The sequence below is a fragment of the Sphingopyxis sp. genome, from assembly GCF_965279755.1.
Taxonomy (GTDB): domain Bacteria; phylum Pseudomonadota; class Alphaproteobacteria; order Sphingomonadales; family Sphingomonadaceae; genus Sphingopyxis.
The window spans coordinates 722,312-736,506 of sequence record NZ_OZ257261.1; the positions used below are offsets into that span (position 1 = coordinate 722,312).

At 57.3% G+C, this 14,195-nt stretch carries 18 protein-coding genes, 1 tRNA gene and 1 pseudogene; 9 read left to right on the plus strand and 11 right to left on the minus strand.

What is annotated here, in order from left to right; all coding sequences use genetic code 11:
- Positions 1–77: 77 nt before the first annotated feature.
- A complete protein-coding gene (gene ahpC, locus ACQY80_RS03400) occupies positions 78–641 on the minus strand; it encodes an alkyl hydroperoxide reductase subunit C (protein WP_428683647.1) in 564 nt (187 codons plus the stop codon).
- Positions 642–830: 189 nt separating this feature from the next.
- Here ahpC and ACQY80_RS03405 point away from each other — a divergent pair, with 189 nt between their 5' ends.
- Both ACQY80_RS03405 and ACQY80_RS03410 read left to right on the plus strand, forming a co-directional pair.
- Positions 831–998, plus strand: a complete 168-nt coding sequence (locus ACQY80_RS03405) for a hypothetical protein (protein WP_428683649.1) — start codon at positions 831–833, stop codon at positions 996–998.
- A gap of 176 nt (positions 999–1,174) precedes the next feature.
- Positions 1,175–3,421 carry a hypothetical protein gene (locus ACQY80_RS03410; protein WP_428683651.1) on the plus strand — a complete coding sequence of 749 codons (2,247 nt, stop codon included), beginning with the start codon at positions 1,175–1,177 and terminating at the stop codon, positions 3,419–3,421.
- Between the two features lie 201 nt (positions 3,422–3,622).
- Here ACQY80_RS03410 and ACQY80_RS03415 read toward each other — a convergent pair whose 3' ends face one another.
- The 5 genes from ACQY80_RS03415 to ACQY80_RS03435 all read right to left on the minus strand — a co-directional run bounded on the left by ACQY80_RS03415 (position 3,623) and on the right by ACQY80_RS03435 (position 7,532).
- The gene (locus ACQY80_RS03415; RefSeq protein WP_428683653.1) at positions 3,623–4,117 is read right to left on the minus strand and encodes a hypothetical protein; all 495 of its coding nucleotides are present in this window, start codon (positions 4,115–4,117) and stop codon (positions 3,623–3,625) included.
- Positions 4,114–5,241 (minus strand): DUF262 domain-containing protein, encoded by a 1,128-nt coding sequence (locus ACQY80_RS03420; protein WP_428683655.1) that lies wholly within the window; start codon positions 5,239–5,241, stop codon positions 4,114–4,116. The genes ACQY80_RS03415 and ACQY80_RS03420 overlap by 4 nt, the downstream gene beginning before the upstream one ends.
- A 67-nt stretch (positions 5,242–5,308) precedes the next feature.
- Positions 5,309–5,704, minus strand: coding sequence for a very short patch repair endonuclease (locus tag ACQY80_RS03425; protein ID WP_428683657.1), 396 nt, complete (start codon positions 5,702–5,704; stop codon positions 5,309–5,311).
- Positions 5,704–6,576, minus strand: coding sequence for an NgoMIV family type II restriction endonuclease (locus tag ACQY80_RS03430; RefSeq protein ID WP_428683658.1), 873 nt, complete (start codon positions 6,574–6,576; stop codon positions 5,704–5,706). Before ACQY80_RS03430 ends, ACQY80_RS03425 begins: the two co-directional genes overlap by 1 nt.
- Positions 6,573–7,532 (minus strand): DNA cytosine methyltransferase, encoded by a 960-nt coding sequence (locus ACQY80_RS03435; RefSeq protein WP_428683660.1) that lies wholly within the window; start codon positions 7,530–7,532, stop codon positions 6,573–6,575. Before ACQY80_RS03435 ends, ACQY80_RS03430 begins: the two co-directional genes overlap by 4 nt.
- A gap of 592 nt (positions 7,533–8,124) precedes the next feature.
- Here ACQY80_RS03435 and ACQY80_RS03440 point away from each other — a divergent pair.
- The gene (locus tag ACQY80_RS03440; RefSeq protein WP_428685734.1) at positions 8,125–8,547 is read left to right on the plus strand and encodes a DUF4431 domain-containing protein; all 423 of its coding nucleotides are present in this window, start codon (positions 8,125–8,127) and stop codon (positions 8,545–8,547) included.
- 212 nt (positions 8,548–8,759) lie between these two features.
- Here ACQY80_RS03440 and ACQY80_RS03445 read toward each other — a convergent pair whose 3' ends face one another.
- The gene (locus ACQY80_RS03445; RefSeq protein WP_428683662.1) at positions 8,760–8,915 is read right to left on the minus strand and encodes a hypothetical protein; all 156 of its coding nucleotides are present in this window, start codon (positions 8,913–8,915) and stop codon (positions 8,760–8,762) included.
- A 146-nt stretch (positions 8,916–9,061) separates the two neighbouring features.
- On the opposite strand from ACQY80_RS03445, the gene ACQY80_RS03450 reads away from it, so the two are divergent.
- The 4 genes and pseudogenes from ACQY80_RS03450 to ACQY80_RS03465 all read left to right on the plus strand — a co-directional run.
- Positions 9,062–9,637 (plus strand): hypothetical protein, encoded by a 576-nt coding sequence (locus ACQY80_RS03450; protein ID WP_428683664.1) that lies wholly within the window; start codon positions 9,062–9,064, stop codon positions 9,635–9,637.
- Complete coding sequence (locus tag ACQY80_RS03455) at positions 9,630–9,935, plus strand: sigma-70 family RNA polymerase sigma factor (RefSeq protein WP_428683666.1); 306 nt, start codon at positions 9,630–9,632, stop codon at positions 9,933–9,935. Before ACQY80_RS03450 ends, ACQY80_RS03455 begins: the two co-directional genes overlap by 8 nt.
- A 180-nt stretch (positions 9,936–10,115) precedes the next feature.
- Complete coding sequence (locus ACQY80_RS03460; protein ID WP_428683668.1) at positions 10,116–10,340, plus strand: hypothetical protein; 225 nt, start codon at positions 10,116–10,118, stop codon at positions 10,338–10,340.
- Between the two features lie 21 nt (positions 10,341–10,361).
- Positions 10,362–11,402, plus strand: a pseudogene (locus ACQY80_RS03465) (recombinase family protein); the annotation flags it as partial.
- A gap of 195 nt (positions 11,403–11,597) precedes the next feature.
- Here the strand turns inward: ACQY80_RS03465 and ACQY80_RS03470 are convergent.
- A complete protein-coding gene (locus ACQY80_RS03470) occupies positions 11,598–11,915 on the minus strand; it encodes a hypothetical protein (RefSeq protein ID WP_428683670.1) in 318 nt (105 codons plus the stop codon).
- Positions 11,916–11,975: 60 nt separating this feature from the next.
- A tRNA-Arg gene (locus ACQY80_RS03475) sits at positions 11,976–12,052 on the minus strand.
- Positions 12,053–12,124: 72 nt separating this feature from the next.
- Here ACQY80_RS03475 and ACQY80_RS03480 point away from each other — a divergent pair.
- The gene (locus tag ACQY80_RS03480) at positions 12,125–12,886 is read left to right on the plus strand and encodes a queuosine precursor transporter (RefSeq protein WP_428683672.1); all 762 of its coding nucleotides are present in this window, start codon (positions 12,125–12,127) and stop codon (positions 12,884–12,886) included.
- A 6-nt stretch (positions 12,887–12,892) separates the two neighbouring features.
- Positions 12,893–13,276 (plus strand): hypothetical protein, encoded by a 384-nt coding sequence (locus ACQY80_RS03485; protein WP_428683674.1) that lies wholly within the window; start codon positions 12,893–12,895, stop codon positions 13,274–13,276.
- Here the strand turns inward: ACQY80_RS03485 and purQ are convergent.
- Together purQ and purS are read right to left on the minus strand one after the other, a co-directional pair.
- On the minus strand, positions 13,238–13,903 hold the full coding sequence (gene purQ, locus ACQY80_RS03490) for a phosphoribosylformylglycinamidine synthase subunit PurQ (RefSeq protein WP_428683676.1): 666 nt from the start codon (positions 13,901–13,903) through the stop codon (positions 13,238–13,240). The genes ACQY80_RS03485 and purQ overlap by 39 nt on opposite strands.
- A gap of 23 nt (positions 13,904–13,926) precedes the next feature.
- Positions 13,927–14,157 carry a phosphoribosylformylglycinamidine synthase subunit PurS gene (purS, locus tag ACQY80_RS03495; protein ID WP_058812514.1) on the minus strand — a complete coding sequence of 77 codons (231 nt, stop codon included), beginning with the start codon at positions 14,155–14,157 and terminating at the stop codon, positions 13,927–13,929.
- Between the last annotated feature and the right edge of the window lie 38 nt (positions 14,158–14,195).

A 14,195-nucleotide genomic window follows, 5' to 3' on the forward strand; every position in this document is an offset into this window, starting at 1 on the left:
AAGAATTCCTGCGAGAGGGGGAGTGAAACCGTGGGGCGGCAGTCATGCCGCCGCCCCTCCGGCCTTATGCGGTCAGCTTAGATCTTGCCGACGAGGTCGAGCGAGGGAGCCAGCGTTTCGGCGCCTTCTTCCCACTTCGCGGGGCAGACTTCGCCCGGGTGGCTGACCCAATACTGCAGCGCCTTGATCTTGCGGAGCAGTTCGGCGGCGTTGCGGCCCACACCCTCGGGGGTGATTTCGAGCAGCTGGATTTCGCCATTGGGGTCGAGCACGAAGGTGCCGCGGTCGGCGAGGCCGACGCCTTCACGCAGGACTTCGAAATTCTTCGACAGATTGTGGTTCTGGTCGCCGACCATGTAGTAATTGATCTTGCCGATCGCCGGCGAGGTGTCGTGCCAAGCCTTGTGGCTGAAGTGCGTGTCGGTCGACACGGCATAGACCTCGACGTCCATCTTTTGCAGCGTCGGATAGATGTCGGCGAGGTCTTCGAGTTCGGTCGGGCAGACGAAGGTGAAGTCGGCCGGATAGAAGAAGAAGACCGCCCACTTGCCCTTCACGCTCTCGTCGCTGACGTCGACGAACTTGCCGTCCTTGTAGGCGGTGGCGTTGAAAGGCTTCAGGGTCGTGTTCAGAACGGACATGCGGGAGAGCTCCTTTGTTGTTGGAGGCTCCCCCTAGCCACATATGCTGCAGTGCGAAAAGTGAAAATATCGCAAGTTTTGATCGAAAATTTCGATCAAGGGGCGTTAACGACGATCTGCCCCGATTCGGGAAAAATCGCCGGAAAAGCGTTAGTCCCTTTGTGACAGCATCGTGATACCTGTCCCCGAATGGACCAGATTCGCGATTCTATCTATTATGAACAGCTGGCGCGCGTGGCGCGGCTGAAGGCGAATGCGTCCGAAGATCCGTTCCTTTCGCGGCGCCTTCGCGAGGCGGCGGTCCGCCACGAACAGAAAGCGCGGAAGCTGAAGCGCGCCGAACAGGAACCGGGCTGAGGCTCTGATCTGCACTCGAAAATGGTGCGCCGCGATCGGTGAAGATGAGAACTACCGTTTCGCTATTGCACTATAAGGTGCCAAGCGGGGCTTGACGAATCCCGCGTCAGGGGATCGCTCGCCGTCGATCAGATAGGTAAGCTTCACTGGACCCGGATTGAGGGTTAAGTAGGCGTATGATCGATCAACGACTCGTCGCGTACGCCCTCGAAGCCGTGGACACCTCAAACTTCGAGAAATTTGCCCAAACTTTTTACGGAGCGATGCAGGACCGTGAGTTCGTGCCGCTTGGAGGACTGCACGACGGCGGCGCCGAAGGGTATGATGCGTTCGGCCCGGAAATCGCTGCCGACGAGGAAGCCTCCAGCTTTATACAGGTGTCTAAGCAGGTCGCGACAAACCAAAAAATTAGACAGACCGTGCATCGGCTACGTGAATATGGGAGAACTCCAAAAGTTCTTACCTATATTACGTCACAAACCGTAAAAGACATTGATAAAATTGAGAAAAAGCTTGGAGATGATCTTGGTTGTAGGATTGCGATACGAGACGCACGCTATATTGAAATCAACATCAACACCAACTCCGCCACTCAAGGCGCCTTTTATAGTTACCTGCAACCGGCCATCGCTGAAGCCTATTCGCCGGGCAACTCGGAAGTGGCCCAAGAAATCGATAGATACGCTGATCGCACATTAGCTGTCTTTCTACGACAAGAAGTCGATAGCAGGGCTTCGCGCTCAAGTTTGCTTGAATCTGTGTCGGATAGTCTGATCATTTGGGCGCTGAGAGACACCGATCCCGACAAGTCGATTTTATTGACGCGTGACGAGGTTCTGTCGACGATCGAGCAGGCACTCCCGACCGCAAAGTCCTTTATCCGAAACAGCATCGATCGAAGGCTTCTGGTTCTGTCCGCTAAGGACGCTCCCGGCGGTAGGCAGCTTCGAAAATACGCAAAAACTGACCAATATTGCCTCCCGTTTGAGACGCGGACGATTGTAGCGGTTGAGAATGCGGAGGATGACTTAATAAAGCTTAAGGTATCGTGTGTCTTCGAAGATCGATTAACGGCTTTATCTGGCGATGAAGTGGACCAATGGAGACAAATCATCGTCGCGTCATGCCATTCGGCTCTTGAGCAAGTTTTTGAGAGGCAGGGGCTAAAAGTTGCTCAATTCGCCGTGAATGCAGATGTGGATGATGAGACATTCACCGATGTGTCGTCGATTGCTACAAAAATTGTTGACGATCTGAATGTGGATTCCGAATCAAAATCCATAATACGTCGGCACGTATTGATGGTTCTAAGGGGAACATTTTACGCTTCCGACGAAACAGAGCGCCTCTATCTAGGGAAGTTGAGTCGAACGTATGTCCTGATGATGCTCCTCAAGAATGAACCTAAAATCGTGGAATACTTTTCTTCCATGGCAGGAAGTTTCAACATCTACGTTGGGTCTGACATTCTTATAAGAGCGCTTTCTGAGATTTACCTTTCCCCGGAAAGCCAATCAACTGGGAACCTCCTTGAGATTCTCAAGAAATGCGGGTCTGATCTAATCCTCACTGAGACGACAGTGGAAGAAGTAGCAACGCACATCAGGCGACAAATATTTGAGTTTGAAAATGTATACGCGATGGCGGAGCATCACGTGCGCTTGGATGCCGTGGAGTATATAGATCGCCTCCTCATTCGATCATATTTCTATGCCAGGTTATCCCCAGTGTCGGGCGTGGCAGCTCCGAAGAACTGGCTGTCTTACATCAATAGGTTCGGGAGCTACAAAGACCTACGCGCCAACCGCGGCGATAATGAGTTGGCCGCATTTCTTATGCGGCGATTCGGTCTCACTTATGAGTCCACCGCTCAATCGCAAGTCGGGGTAGATAAAGATGAACTGCAAGCTCTGAAAACCTCAATTCTGGAAGCGAAGGCTCACCCCAGCCGCGATTCTGAGACAGATGAAATTCTCGCTTACAACGATGCCCTTCAAATACTTAGGGTATATGAGAGACGTCGGATTTCTAAGGAGTCTAGCCCCGGCAACCCATTCGGCTTTAAGACTTGGTGGCTGACGCAAGACGGCAAAGTCCGACGTGCCGCCGCAGCCACCCGTGTAAAGCACGCGGGTAACGGATTCATGATGCGACCGGAGCTTTTGATGGCTTATGTTGGAAGCTTGCCTTCGCTTGCCGAGGTTCGCGCCAGCTACAGGACGATATTTCCTTCGGTGCTAGGCGTTCGCCTAGCCTCGGGAATTCGTGATTCTGATTTCAAAAAGGTGATGAGAGACGCCGCAGAGATCGTTGACGTTGATGATGCGCGCGCGGGCGCAATGGTAAGTGCGATGGTGAAACGCCTCCAAAACGACACCGCCAAGGATTTTGGGACAAACTGGCAAGGCCCACTCGGCAGATAGCTGCCCTATTATGCACCGAGGATTTGCCAACAATCGAGCCACATGACGGCGTTGACGCTGAGATTAAATCTTACACCTCATCAGCAGAGTCTTCCACTTGGGCGGCAGTTCTTCCTCTCGATCGGCGATGCCCTTCGGAAGTTTCTTAAGGTTAGATTCGCCCGATTCCCGAGACGTATTCGAACTCAGGATTAAGAAACCTCAGCGGCTACGGAGAGCGTCGTCATAGGCCTTCAATCCGGCATAAAGCGATGTAAATCTTCCGGTCGTGGTTGAAGGTGCGTCGATCATCGGAACATGTTTTGCGTAGGTGTGGGCAAGGCCGTCACGCAAGCTCTTCAAGTTACCCAACTCCGCGATAAACCGCGTCTGGACTGGCACGCTAATGTTCCGCTCGATTTTCTCAAATGCAATCACTCCGACAAGGCGGATGAGCATCGACTTAAAATGCCGCTCGTAGTCAAAGCCATAGGTTCGATCCACGATCTGCCTCTGAACATAGTCCCGATATTTTTGTTCTCTGACATTCCGTCGGCAATGGCACATCACGATGTCATCCATCGACATCTCGATCCATCCGCAAAGTTCCAAAATGGCCAGCTTTGAAAAATAGAAGGCGTGCTTCTGATGAGTAGATTGGCTATACGCCGCATCAAGGCGCCTCAGGTTCGCAAGAATATAGGTCTTGCTAATCACGGCCGCGAAAAAATGTCCTTAGCGGCCCCCAGTCGTGCCTCTACGCGATCAGGCTTCGAAAGCCCCTCTGCGAGGAATTCCGCCGACAGGCTTTCATGCGCGCGAAGTTCCGCGAAACGATTGCGCAATTCCTCGTCAGAAAGTTGAGCTACGCGAACTCTCCCGAATGCGATTCCGATCATCGCTGCCTCGATGACAGTGGCAGGAAAGCGAGGTGCCGGATTTGCGTTAAAGACCCTTCCCGACAGGGTGTCCGCCGCAAAAGAAAACAAGTCAGCTTTGTTCTCAGCTTCCTCATTCGGAATCAGCCGGTTTTCGAACATGTAGTCGTTAAGGAATTTAGATATTGAACCCTTATATTTGTCGAGCTGTTCGCTGAAAGCAAAAAAGCGCAAAATTGCCTCTTGTTTCGTAAAGCGGTAATTTAGATTGGGCGCCATGTGGTTGATCCGACGCCAGCTTGCGCGGCTATCCAACGCACGAAGCAGCTCATTGAGAGGTCCTGAAAATATACAGTTCCGAATTTCCTGATTATTCAGTTTAATTCCGCCGGAGTTTAGACGATGGAATATAGTGAATATGTATTCGTTGTGACTTCTCTTCGTGAGGTCGCATCGGATTATATTCACCGGTAAAGTTTGGTTTTGAACTCGACTGAAAATTACCTTCAGCTCTCCATCTTTGGCATTTTTGAGCGTAGCGGCATTTTTCCCGCGCAGGCGCGGGTCTATGTCGGTCAGGGCAGCAAGCTTCCAATCTTCGCCGGCAAGAAATCGAGTGATCGTCGAAATGCGTTGCAGACCGTCAATCACGATCCATTTGTTTTGCCGATGATCGAGCGCAAAACACATGCTTGGAACTGGCAACTGCTTCACGAGTGAGTCAATGAAGCGCGTCTGATCGGTGCCCTTCCAAATGAAATCACGTTGGAATTCGGGTTGGATGATTAGGTTGCCCTCGTCCGCCATGCGGAAAAGGTCCGCGCATGAACGGAGCTCATTGTACGCCACGATATCTGAGGGCGGCGTCTCGTTGACGCCTTCATCCTCTGCCGCCTCTTGAAGCTCTAGCTCCTCAATATGTTCGATCTGCTCTGCGGCCTGATCGTGAGGTTGCGTCGCCATATAAATCTCCATGTGGCCAACGCACCGAGCTAACTTCGATGGTCAATTGGCCGTTCTAGAAACTCTTTCAATCGAGTTTCAAGCTCGTGCAAGTCTTTCGTCTCGCATTCCCAAATGATGAGCACGCTCCACCCCAAATTTTCGAGCTTGCGAATTGCTTCTTGATCTCTCTCTCTTGATTGCGGGCGAGTTTAGGTTGCCAGTACTCCAATCGCGTGCGCGGCATTCGACCATCAAGACAACGATCGTCGGGATGCTGGTGCCAGAAGCAACCATGGACGAAAATCGCTTTCCTTCGCGCCACGAAAACCATGTCTGGCTTGCCGGGCAAATCCTTGCGATGAAGTCTGAACCGGTACCCTAGACTGTGCGCCAACCGTCGTACGATAATTTCCGGCTTGGTATCACGCGATTTGATCGCACGCATGTTTGCAGCGCGCGCCTCGCGAGATATTTTATCCATCAGGTCGCAAGATCTAACGGCAAATCTGCAATGTCGCGAAGCCGCCGACCTTCAATCATCATGTTGAGGAGTTCAGCTGAGTCAGTGTACTTTGTAGCAGCAACGGCCTCGCGAAGTTCATTCAACGCGATGTGGTAAACACAATCGATGTCCCCGGTCCCCAGCGCGAGAGAGGCTAAGCGGCCCGGAGTGGGTTCGCCAGTCACCACAACGATATGAGGCAACCTACCTTTCCGGTTCCGCACTAAGTTCAGAGCCTCGGACCTAGCATTCTGAGCCCGATCCGACCGCATGGTCCATTTGCATGACACGCTGGCGTGTAACAATGGCAAGGAGCTATTTACTGACCTAATACCGGCCAGAGATGCATGCTGATCGTCCACCACCAATTCTGATGAATTGATGATCTCGTCTGGCTCGGGGTGGCGCAATACCATCACATCGGGCTTGATAAGGTAATCCATCCCGATCGCGACCGCTAAATCAGCGTTCGTCGAAACCGCTTCTGCAAGGGACGAGAGATGGAAATACTGCTCGCACGCTGCAATGGCGAGACGCGTTCCTCCTTTAGCGACCTGAAACTTGCCAGGTCGAATGTGCTTCAGCTTCGGTAGAGTTTCTTCCAGATACTCGCCAACGACGATCTCAAATTTATTGCCGGCCATCTGCCCAGCCAAACGAGCACCGACAGCCTCCTTAGCTACTTGTTCCATGATGCCAGACGCAAAGGCGACGCTGCTGGCTGAGCTACCGTCAGCGATCGAGGGAACGCCCGTGTCACTAGTCGCTAGTGCTCCGTTAGCGATAAGCGCGGCGTGAAAGCTCCTGCGAGCCTCGGTTATGAAGGCTGTGCCCGACTGGACTTCACTCATTTTCCGGCGCGAACCGGAAAGATAGAACGAACGCTCATCGCCTCTTTTAGCCGCTGCGCGACGGCACGGGCTACGGGTGGAGGAAACGCATTGCCTACCTGTCGGTAGGCGGCAGTCTTTCTTCCGCTGAACGACCAATCGTCGCCAAAGCCCTGAATGCGAGCAGTCATCCTCACGGTAAGCCGAGGCATTCCCACGAAGTCGCGATCTGGCGCTTCGTCAGCTAGTGAAACGCCATTGACCCCTAACGACGCCCAAGCGCGCTTCGCGCGCGTCGGTCCAAGGTCCGGGCCACCATGTTTTTTGGAGCCGCCTACCAAGGTCGGAGCGATCTCCGACGCTCCTTCCGCCCAGCGCTTAGCGCCCCGCCAACCGCGCTCGGCCATAAGATCGACCAAAGTTTCCCCAACAGTTGGAGCATCGTCGGGATTGGGCATGGGCCAAGAAAAATGATCCTTGATGTCATGCCTAAGTGCGACAATCACGACACGTGGCCTCAACTGGGGCACGCCAAAATCTGAGGCGTTCAACAATCTCCAATGCGTCTCATATCCGAGAGAATCGAGTTGGGCTTTCAGGTGCGTGCGATAATCCTCGAAAACTGCATCAAGGAAACCACGTACATTCTCGATCATGATTGCCTTTGGGCGGGTCTCGTCGATCAACCGCAGCGCCGCCGGAAAAAGATTTCGCTCATCGTCAGGCCCAAGCTGTTTGCCCGCAACGGAGAACGGCGGGCAAGGCAGGCCGCCCGCAAAGAGGTCGATGCCCTTGTAAGCGCGACCATCGAAAATATTCAGATCGTCCTCATGCACGGTCCAACCCGGCCGGTTCAATCGTAAGGTTTTGCAGCAGTCGCTATCGATCTCGACGACGCCCGCGTGATCAAAGCCAGCAAGCTCAAGTCCGCGAGCCTGTCCGCCAGCTCCGGCACATACTTCTAGCGAACTGAGCACGACTGCATTCCCCTTATGTTCCGCCGCCCCTGATTAGCGACCCGGCCGATAAAGGCAAGGGCAACAGGACACCTTTACCATCGGCCCGGCTAGCCGCGAAAATCGCGCTAGTCGCCCCGATCGGCCTGCCTGCCATACCGTAAGAAATTCAGATCGAAGAAAAAAATAGGAGCGCGGCTGGCACCGGGGAGCAGGTGCCGTACGCATATCTTATTGAAAACCAGCCACAATTGGCCGTGGAGCTGGCAGGCCTTTTATCTCGCCCTCCCAAAACTCGCTCTCCTCACCCCTTCCCGGCTGCTGAAAGGACATCTGAGCTGCGGGCAAAACAATCGCGTTCGAAGGCCGTCATCGTCAGCGTGCCACACGATAAGGCATTGCAACAAATGAGAAAAATGCGAAGTGGCTGGCATCGCGACGAGGTGCCATACGCATATCTGATTGAAAACCGACCACAAACTGCCGCGAAGCTGGCAGGCCTTTTATCTTGCCCTTCCCCCCGCATTTCCGTCACCGAGAGTCCTAAATTGGGCATGAGAGGAACCGATCTGTTGCGGAAGACCGACGCCTTCGTCATGATGAGAGCATGAGAATGTTTTGCTCCGTTTCGTTGCTCTTAGCTCTCTCGGCCTGTTCGCCGCAGGGGAAAGCTGACGAGCCTACGCGGTGCCTCGATCTCACGGCGCCGGGCGCGGAAACGGCAATCTCTGGGCTGCTCACGATCCAACTTTTTGCGGGGCCTCCAAACTACGAGAGCATTGCTGACGGGGATGCCGAGGAGCGAACATTCATTTTGGAACTACCCAAGCGCATATGCGCGAGCGATGGCGAATTTATCGAAAATTCAACGCTATTCGACCGTGTGCAAGTAAACGCATCCGATCCCGCGCTTGCTAGAGTTTTGAATGCGGGCGTGGGTCAACAGGTTACCATACACGGAGAGGCGTTTGGCTCGCACACGGGCCACCATCACGCCCCGCTTGTGATACTCGCAAGCAAAGTCACTGTAAGGTAAGCCGTCCAGGGCCGCCAAGCTGTCGGGCCGCGATGCTTCGCATCGGACCCACAATTTATAGTCACACACCTTACGCACGGGTGCACAGCGCATTTCCGCCACTTTTTGAGAGTGCGATCCGACAGCGCGCGATGTCCTGAATGTTGAAAACGACGCTTTTGTAGGACGTTTTGAGGGTGCGCATCGCACCCTCCCCATCGTTTCTGAGGTGGCTACTTTAGCAACCCCATCTCGCGCTGTTTCTTTTCGAGCCGCTCAACCTCTCGCTCGACGACCTCGCGGATGAATGCGGCGCGGCGCTGCTTACCAACGAGATTATCGATCCGCTCGCCCATCCCTTCCGGGAGTCGGACGACGGTGGTTTTCACCTTTAGTGGAGGCCTTCCCATGGGATCGACCTAACCCGACCAACCAGCCGCGCAATCACAACCCTAATAACCGATATCGGTTATTGTCCTATGCGGTCCGGTGCGCTATATCCGATATCGGTTATGAAGATATTGCGAGACGTCCAATGGTCACCAAAACCCGAGCCGAGCTAACCGCCATCCTCTCCCGGCGAGAGGCGCTCGCAGCTACCTCTCTTCTTTCTGGCCCGATCTCAAGCTTGGTATTGTCGCCGCCGGATAGGCTCATGCGGGACGTTTCCCGAACGCGAGAAGGCCGACTTCTTAGCCGGTGCCGCTATCGCAACGCGGAGAGCTTCTTTCTGGCGATTGAGGAACGACTGTTCTCCGACACAAGCGATCTTCTCTATCAAACCGGGATCGTGGCGCAGTTGGCGCTGACATCGCATCTGCTGGATGTCGGCTTTGACGACAGATGGTGCGCCCGACATATCGGCCTGCATATCGCCAAGGCACTGGCCTACGCCAATGCGACCGGCCTCAACTGTCGCTCCCCCGCGCTCGAACGGCTGGCCGCTGTGCTGTCGCCCTACAGCGTGTGGCGCAATCCTGACCTCGAAGGTTCGCGCCCGCCGGTTCCAGCTTCGCTACCGGACATTGCGCCCTTGTTACGAGATTTGCTCGATCATGTTCGGGGGGTGACGGGACATGCTCGCCCCCGGCGGGGGAAGGCGCATGGCTGACGACAACCTCGCCGTCCGCTTCGCGCGCACAATTCGGAACCTGCTCATCCCGCCGCCTTTCGTCCCTGATTTCGACGAACATCCTGATCCGCTGATTGCGCGACTGGAGTGGGCCATTGCCTGTCTGCCAGAGCAGACCCGCGATGTCTTCCTCATGCACCGTTTCGACGATCTGCCCTACGACCGCATCGCGCATCGCCTCGGCATAAGTGAAAAGGCGGTCGAGCAGGAAATCGCTCGGACTTTGCGCGCTATCCGCAAAGCAAGGGACGATTATGAGCGAGAGCAAGGCGAGTAGTCGTCGGTCATCCGTGGGAGGCATTTCGATTCGCTTCGCGGGGCGAAACCGGCGTGCGAAAAACAAGGCGCCGACAACGCTACTCCGCAAAAGTCAGTATTTCTTCGCTAGAGCCCTACCCTCGGCCTCGCAGGGCCGATTTATGTTCCGTTGGGCAGTGAACCGCGCAACGGTAGCAGGATGGCCCGCCCCTCCCCCGAGCGAGCGCCCAGCGCATCGGAGCAGCTTGAAGCCCTGCTCGGCAAGCCATGGCCCTTTCCCGGTCGGCCTCCGAAGCACGACCTCGCGACATGGCGCGTCACCGATGACTGGCCCGATCCCGTTCCGGTCACGTTGGCGGAAGTCGAAGTGGTCGAACGCTGGTTCGGCGACTTGTTCGACGAATTGTTTTCCTCGCCCCTCTAAGCCGACCTTACGGAGACTGCCATGACTGCGCCGCAAACCATCACGGGGGCGCGCGCGGCCCTCTACCTTCGTGTCTCGACCGCGAGGCAGGCGGAACATGACGTGTCGATCCCGGACCAGCGGCGGCAGGGCGAGGGCTGGTGTGCAGCGCGCGGGTTCAAGGTCGTTGATACCTATGTCGAGTCCGGCGCCTCCGCGACGAATGACCGCCGCCCTGAGTTCCAAAGGCTGATCGAGGCCGGGACATCGAAACCGGCGCCATTCGACCTTGTGGTCGTCCACAGCTTCTCGCGCTTTTTCCGCGATCACTTCGAACTAGAATTCTACATCCGCAAGCTCGCCAAGAACGGCGTAAAGCTGGTCTCCATCACGCAGGAAATGGGCGACGATCCCATGCACGTCATGATGCGCCAGATTATGGCGTTGTTTGACGAGTATCAGTCCAAAGAGACCGCTAAGCATGTTCTGCGCGCGATGCGCGAGAATGCTCGGCAAGGCTTCTGGAACGGATCGCTGCCGCCTATCGGCTACCGCGTGGTTGCAGCCGAGCAGCGCGGCGCGAAGGTCAAGAAGCGGTTGGAGATAGACCCCTTCCATGCCGAGACCGTGCGAACCATTTTCCGGCTCGCCCTAGAGGGCGATGGCGTATCAGGCTCAATGGGGGTCAAGGCTATCGCGGCTTGGCTCAACGAAAGGTCCATTCGCACCCGCGACGGCGGGCGCTGGGGGTTAGGTGCGGTACACCAGATTCTGACCCGCTCGACCTACACCGGACGCCACGAGTTCAATCGACGAGGCAAGGACAGGAAACTCAAGCCGAAGTCCGAGGCGGTCGTGGTCGAAGTGCCGCCGATCATCGATCAGGAGACCTATGACGCGGCGCAGGCGCATTTGCAGGCTCGCAACCCAAAGAAGGTGCCGCCCCGCGTCGTAAGCGGCCCTACGCTGCTTACAGGGCTAATCCATTGTGCAAATTGCGGCGGCGCCATGACCATCCGCACGGGCAAGGGTGGGCAGTATCGCTATTATGCCTGCTCGACCAAGGCACGGCAGGGGCCAACCGCCTGCGCGGGGATGAGCGTTCCAATGGAGAAGCTGGACGATCTGGTCGCGAAGCATCTGGAGGAACGGCTTCTCCAGCCCGACCGGCTGGAAGCCATTCTCTCTACCGTGCTGGATCGGCGGCAGGAACAGGCGAACCGCAAGCGTGCCCATGTGGCTGACCTCAACAAGCGAGCCACTGAGACCGACCTGCGACTAAAGCGGCTCTTTGACGCAATCGAGAACGGCATTGCCGACGTGGGCGACCCGGACCTCAAGGAGCGTATCGCGACGCTCAAGGCGACACGCGATCAGGCGAAGGCCGATGCGGAGCGCGTTGCCGCCTCGCTCGGTGCTGCGGGCCGAAAGGCGGTCGCACCCGACATGCTGTCGAAGTTCGCCGACACCGCGCGTCAGAGGATGCGAATCGAGGGCGGCGGCTATCGTCGCGAACACGTCCGCGCGCTGGCGCAAAGGGTCGAGGTCGATGTCGGAGAGGTGCGGATTCTCGGCTCGAAAACCAATCTGCTGCAAGCGCTGATCGCAGGGGCCGCCGAAACAAAGCCGGGCGCCGTGCCCAGCTTTGTTCCGAAGTGGTGCGCCCGGCAGGATTCGAACCTGCGACCACCCGCTTAGAAGGCGGGTGCTCTATCCAGCTGAGCTACGGGCGCGTGCACCAAGGCTGTGGACCGCGCGAATAGCGTGGTTTGCGTGGGCTGCAAAGCGCGTTAAGCAGCACGGCGATGACCGACTCTTCCCCGCCCGGCACGGCCGCTTCGTCCGAACCCACACAGGTCAATGCGGGAAGCGTCCGCTATTTCCGTTACTATGATCTGATCATGGCGGCTTTCGTCGCCATCCTGATCCTCAGCAACATCATCGGCGCCTCGAAACGATCAGTCGTCGACCTGCCCTTCATCGGCGAATGGCCCTTTGGCGCCGGGGTGATGTTCTTTCCCTTGAGCTATGTCATCGGTGACATGCTGACCGAGGTCTATGGCTACGCCCGCGCGCGGCGCGTCATCTGGACAGGCTTTGCGGCGCTCGCCTTCCTCGCGTTCATGGCGTGGGTCGTCGTCTCGCTGCCCCCCGCCCCGGGCTGGCCGCATCAGGCCGCCTATGAAGCGGTGTTCGCGAACAGCTGGCGCATCGTCATCGCATCGATGGTCGCCTTTTGGGCCGGCGAATTCGCGAACAGCTTCGTCGTGGCCAAAATGAAGGTCGCCGATAACGGGCGCCGCATGGGGCTGCGCTTTGTTGCCAGCACCTTCGTCGGTCAGGGGCTCGACAGCCTGATCTTTTATCCGATCGCTTTTTACGGGCTCGAAGGCTGGCCGACGGGTGAACTGATGAAGACCGTGCTGTCGCAATGGGCGATCAAGACGGGGTGGGAGATCATCCTGCTGCCGATCACCGTCGCGACCGTCGTCTGGCTCAAGCGGCGCGAGGGGGTCGACGTGTTCGACGAGGGCACCGATTTCAATCCGTTCGGCGCCAAGGTCTGATCGCGCGTGACCCTGATCGAACTTGCCTCGCTGTTCGAGGTTCGCAAGGCGTCGGTCATCGAAGCCACCGGCCTCGATAAGGACGCACTGCATATCTATTTCGGACTGACGCTGTTCCTTGCCGTGCGATTCGCATGGCGGCGACGGGGCGGCTGGCTGGCCGCCTGGCTGGCGGTGCTCGTCATGGCGTGCGGCGGCGAATGGCTCGACCTCACCGCCGAATATAGCCGGTCGGCGATCCAGCCCGACGCCGCGCACTGGCACGATATCTGGAATACGATGTTCTGGCCGACGGTGCTGCTGCTCATCGGACGCCGGATGCAACCCGACGAAGCGCCGGCGGAGAAGGCCTCAGGCGAGGACGCCGAGCGCCGCCTCGAACAGGCGTAGTCCGTCGGTGCCGCCGTGCGCGCGGTCGATCGCGCGTTCGGGGTGCGGCATCATGCCCAGCACATTGCCCGCGCCATTGAGCACGCCAGCAATATTGCGCGCCGAACCGTTGACGCTGTCGGCGTAGCGGAACGCGACACGCCCCTCCCCCTCGATCCGGTCGAGCGTGTCGGCGTCGGCGAAATAATTGCCGTCGTGATGCGCGACGGGAATGTCGATCGCCTCACCCGCCTTGTAGCCCGCGGTGAACAGCGACTGGCTGTTCTCGACGGTCAGCGGCACGGTGCGGCACACGAAGTTGAGGCCGGCGTTGCGCATCAGCGCGCCGGGCAGCAACTGCGCTTCGGTCAGCACCTGAAAGCCGTTGCACACGCCGAGCACGGGGACACCGCGGCCGGCGGCCTCGGTCACCGCACGCAGGATCGGCGAGCGCGCCGCCATCGCCCCCGAGCGCAGATAGTCGCCATAGGAAAAGCCGCCGGGCAGCGCGATGAAGTCGACGCCATCGGGCAGTTCGCTCTCGCGGTGCCACACCATCGCGGGCGCCTTGCCGGTGACGGTCTCGAGCGCGACGGCCATGTCGCGGTCGCAGTTGGAGCCGGGAAAGACGATGACGGCGGTCTTCATGGGTCTTGGCTCCTTCGCGTCGCTTACGCGCGTTCGATGCGGTAGTTTTCGATCACGGTGTTCGCGAGCAGCTTCGCGCACATCGCGTCGAGGTCGGCATCGCTGGTGCCGTCGGCAACGTCGAGTTCGATGAAGCGACCGGCGCGGACGTCGGCGACGCCGCCGAAGCCCAGCCCTTCGAGCGCATGATGGATCGCCTTGCCCTGCGGGTCGAGAACCCCCGGCTTGAGCGTCACATAGACATTCACTTTCATGGGGCGGACCTTTGCGTTTCGAAGGCTTGGGAAGATGG

Excerpts from the sequence above, each read along its gene's own strand:
- ACQY80_RS03450 (WP_428683664.1), top strand. The coding sequence starts at position 9,062 with ATGGTCACCAAAACCCGAGCCGAGCTAACCGCCATCCTCTCCCGGCGA.
- ACQY80_RS03440 (WP_428685734.1), top strand. The coding sequence starts at position 8,125 with ATGTTTTGCTCCGTTTCGTTGCTCTTAGCTCTCTCGGCCTGTTCGCCG.
- ACQY80_RS03480 (WP_428683672.1), top strand. The coding sequence starts at position 12,125 with ATGACCGACTCTTCCCCGCCCGGCACGGCCGCTTCGTCCGAACCCACA.
- ACQY80_RS03425 (WP_428683657.1), bottom strand. The coding sequence starts at position 5,704 with ATGGATAAAATATCTCGCGAGGCGCGCGCTGCAAACATGCGTGCGATC.
- purS (WP_058812514.1), bottom strand. The coding sequence starts at position 14,157 with ATGAAAGTGAATGTCTATGTGACGCTCAAGCCGGGGGTTCTCGACCCG.
- ACQY80_RS03405 (WP_428683649.1), top strand. The coding sequence starts at position 831 with ATGGACCAGATTCGCGATTCTATCTATTATGAACAGCTGGCGCGCGTG.
- purQ (WP_428683676.1), bottom strand. The coding sequence starts at position 13,903 with ATGAAGACCGCCGTCATCGTCTTTCCCGGCTCCAACTGCGACCGCGAC.
- ahpC (WP_428683647.1), bottom strand. The coding sequence starts at position 641 with ATGTCCGTTCTGAACACGACCCTGAAGCCTTTCAACGCCACCGCCTAC.
- ACQY80_RS03455 (WP_428683666.1), top strand. The coding sequence starts at position 9,630 with ATGGCTGACGACAACCTCGCCGTCCGCTTCGCGCGCACAATTCGGAAC.
- ACQY80_RS03420 (WP_428683655.1), bottom strand. The coding sequence starts at position 5,241 with ATGGCGACGCAACCTCACGATCAGGCCGCAGAGCAGATCGAACATATT.
- ACQY80_RS03460 (WP_428683668.1), top strand. The coding sequence starts at position 10,116 with ATGGCCCGCCCCTCCCCCGAGCGAGCGCCCAGCGCATCGGAGCAGCTT.
- ACQY80_RS03410 (WP_428683651.1), top strand. The coding sequence starts at position 1,175 with ATGATCGATCAACGACTCGTCGCGTACGCCCTCGAAGCCGTGGACACC.
- ACQY80_RS03430 (WP_428683658.1), bottom strand. The coding sequence starts at position 6,576 with ATGAGTGAAGTCCAGTCGGGCACAGCCTTCATAACCGAGGCTCGCAGG.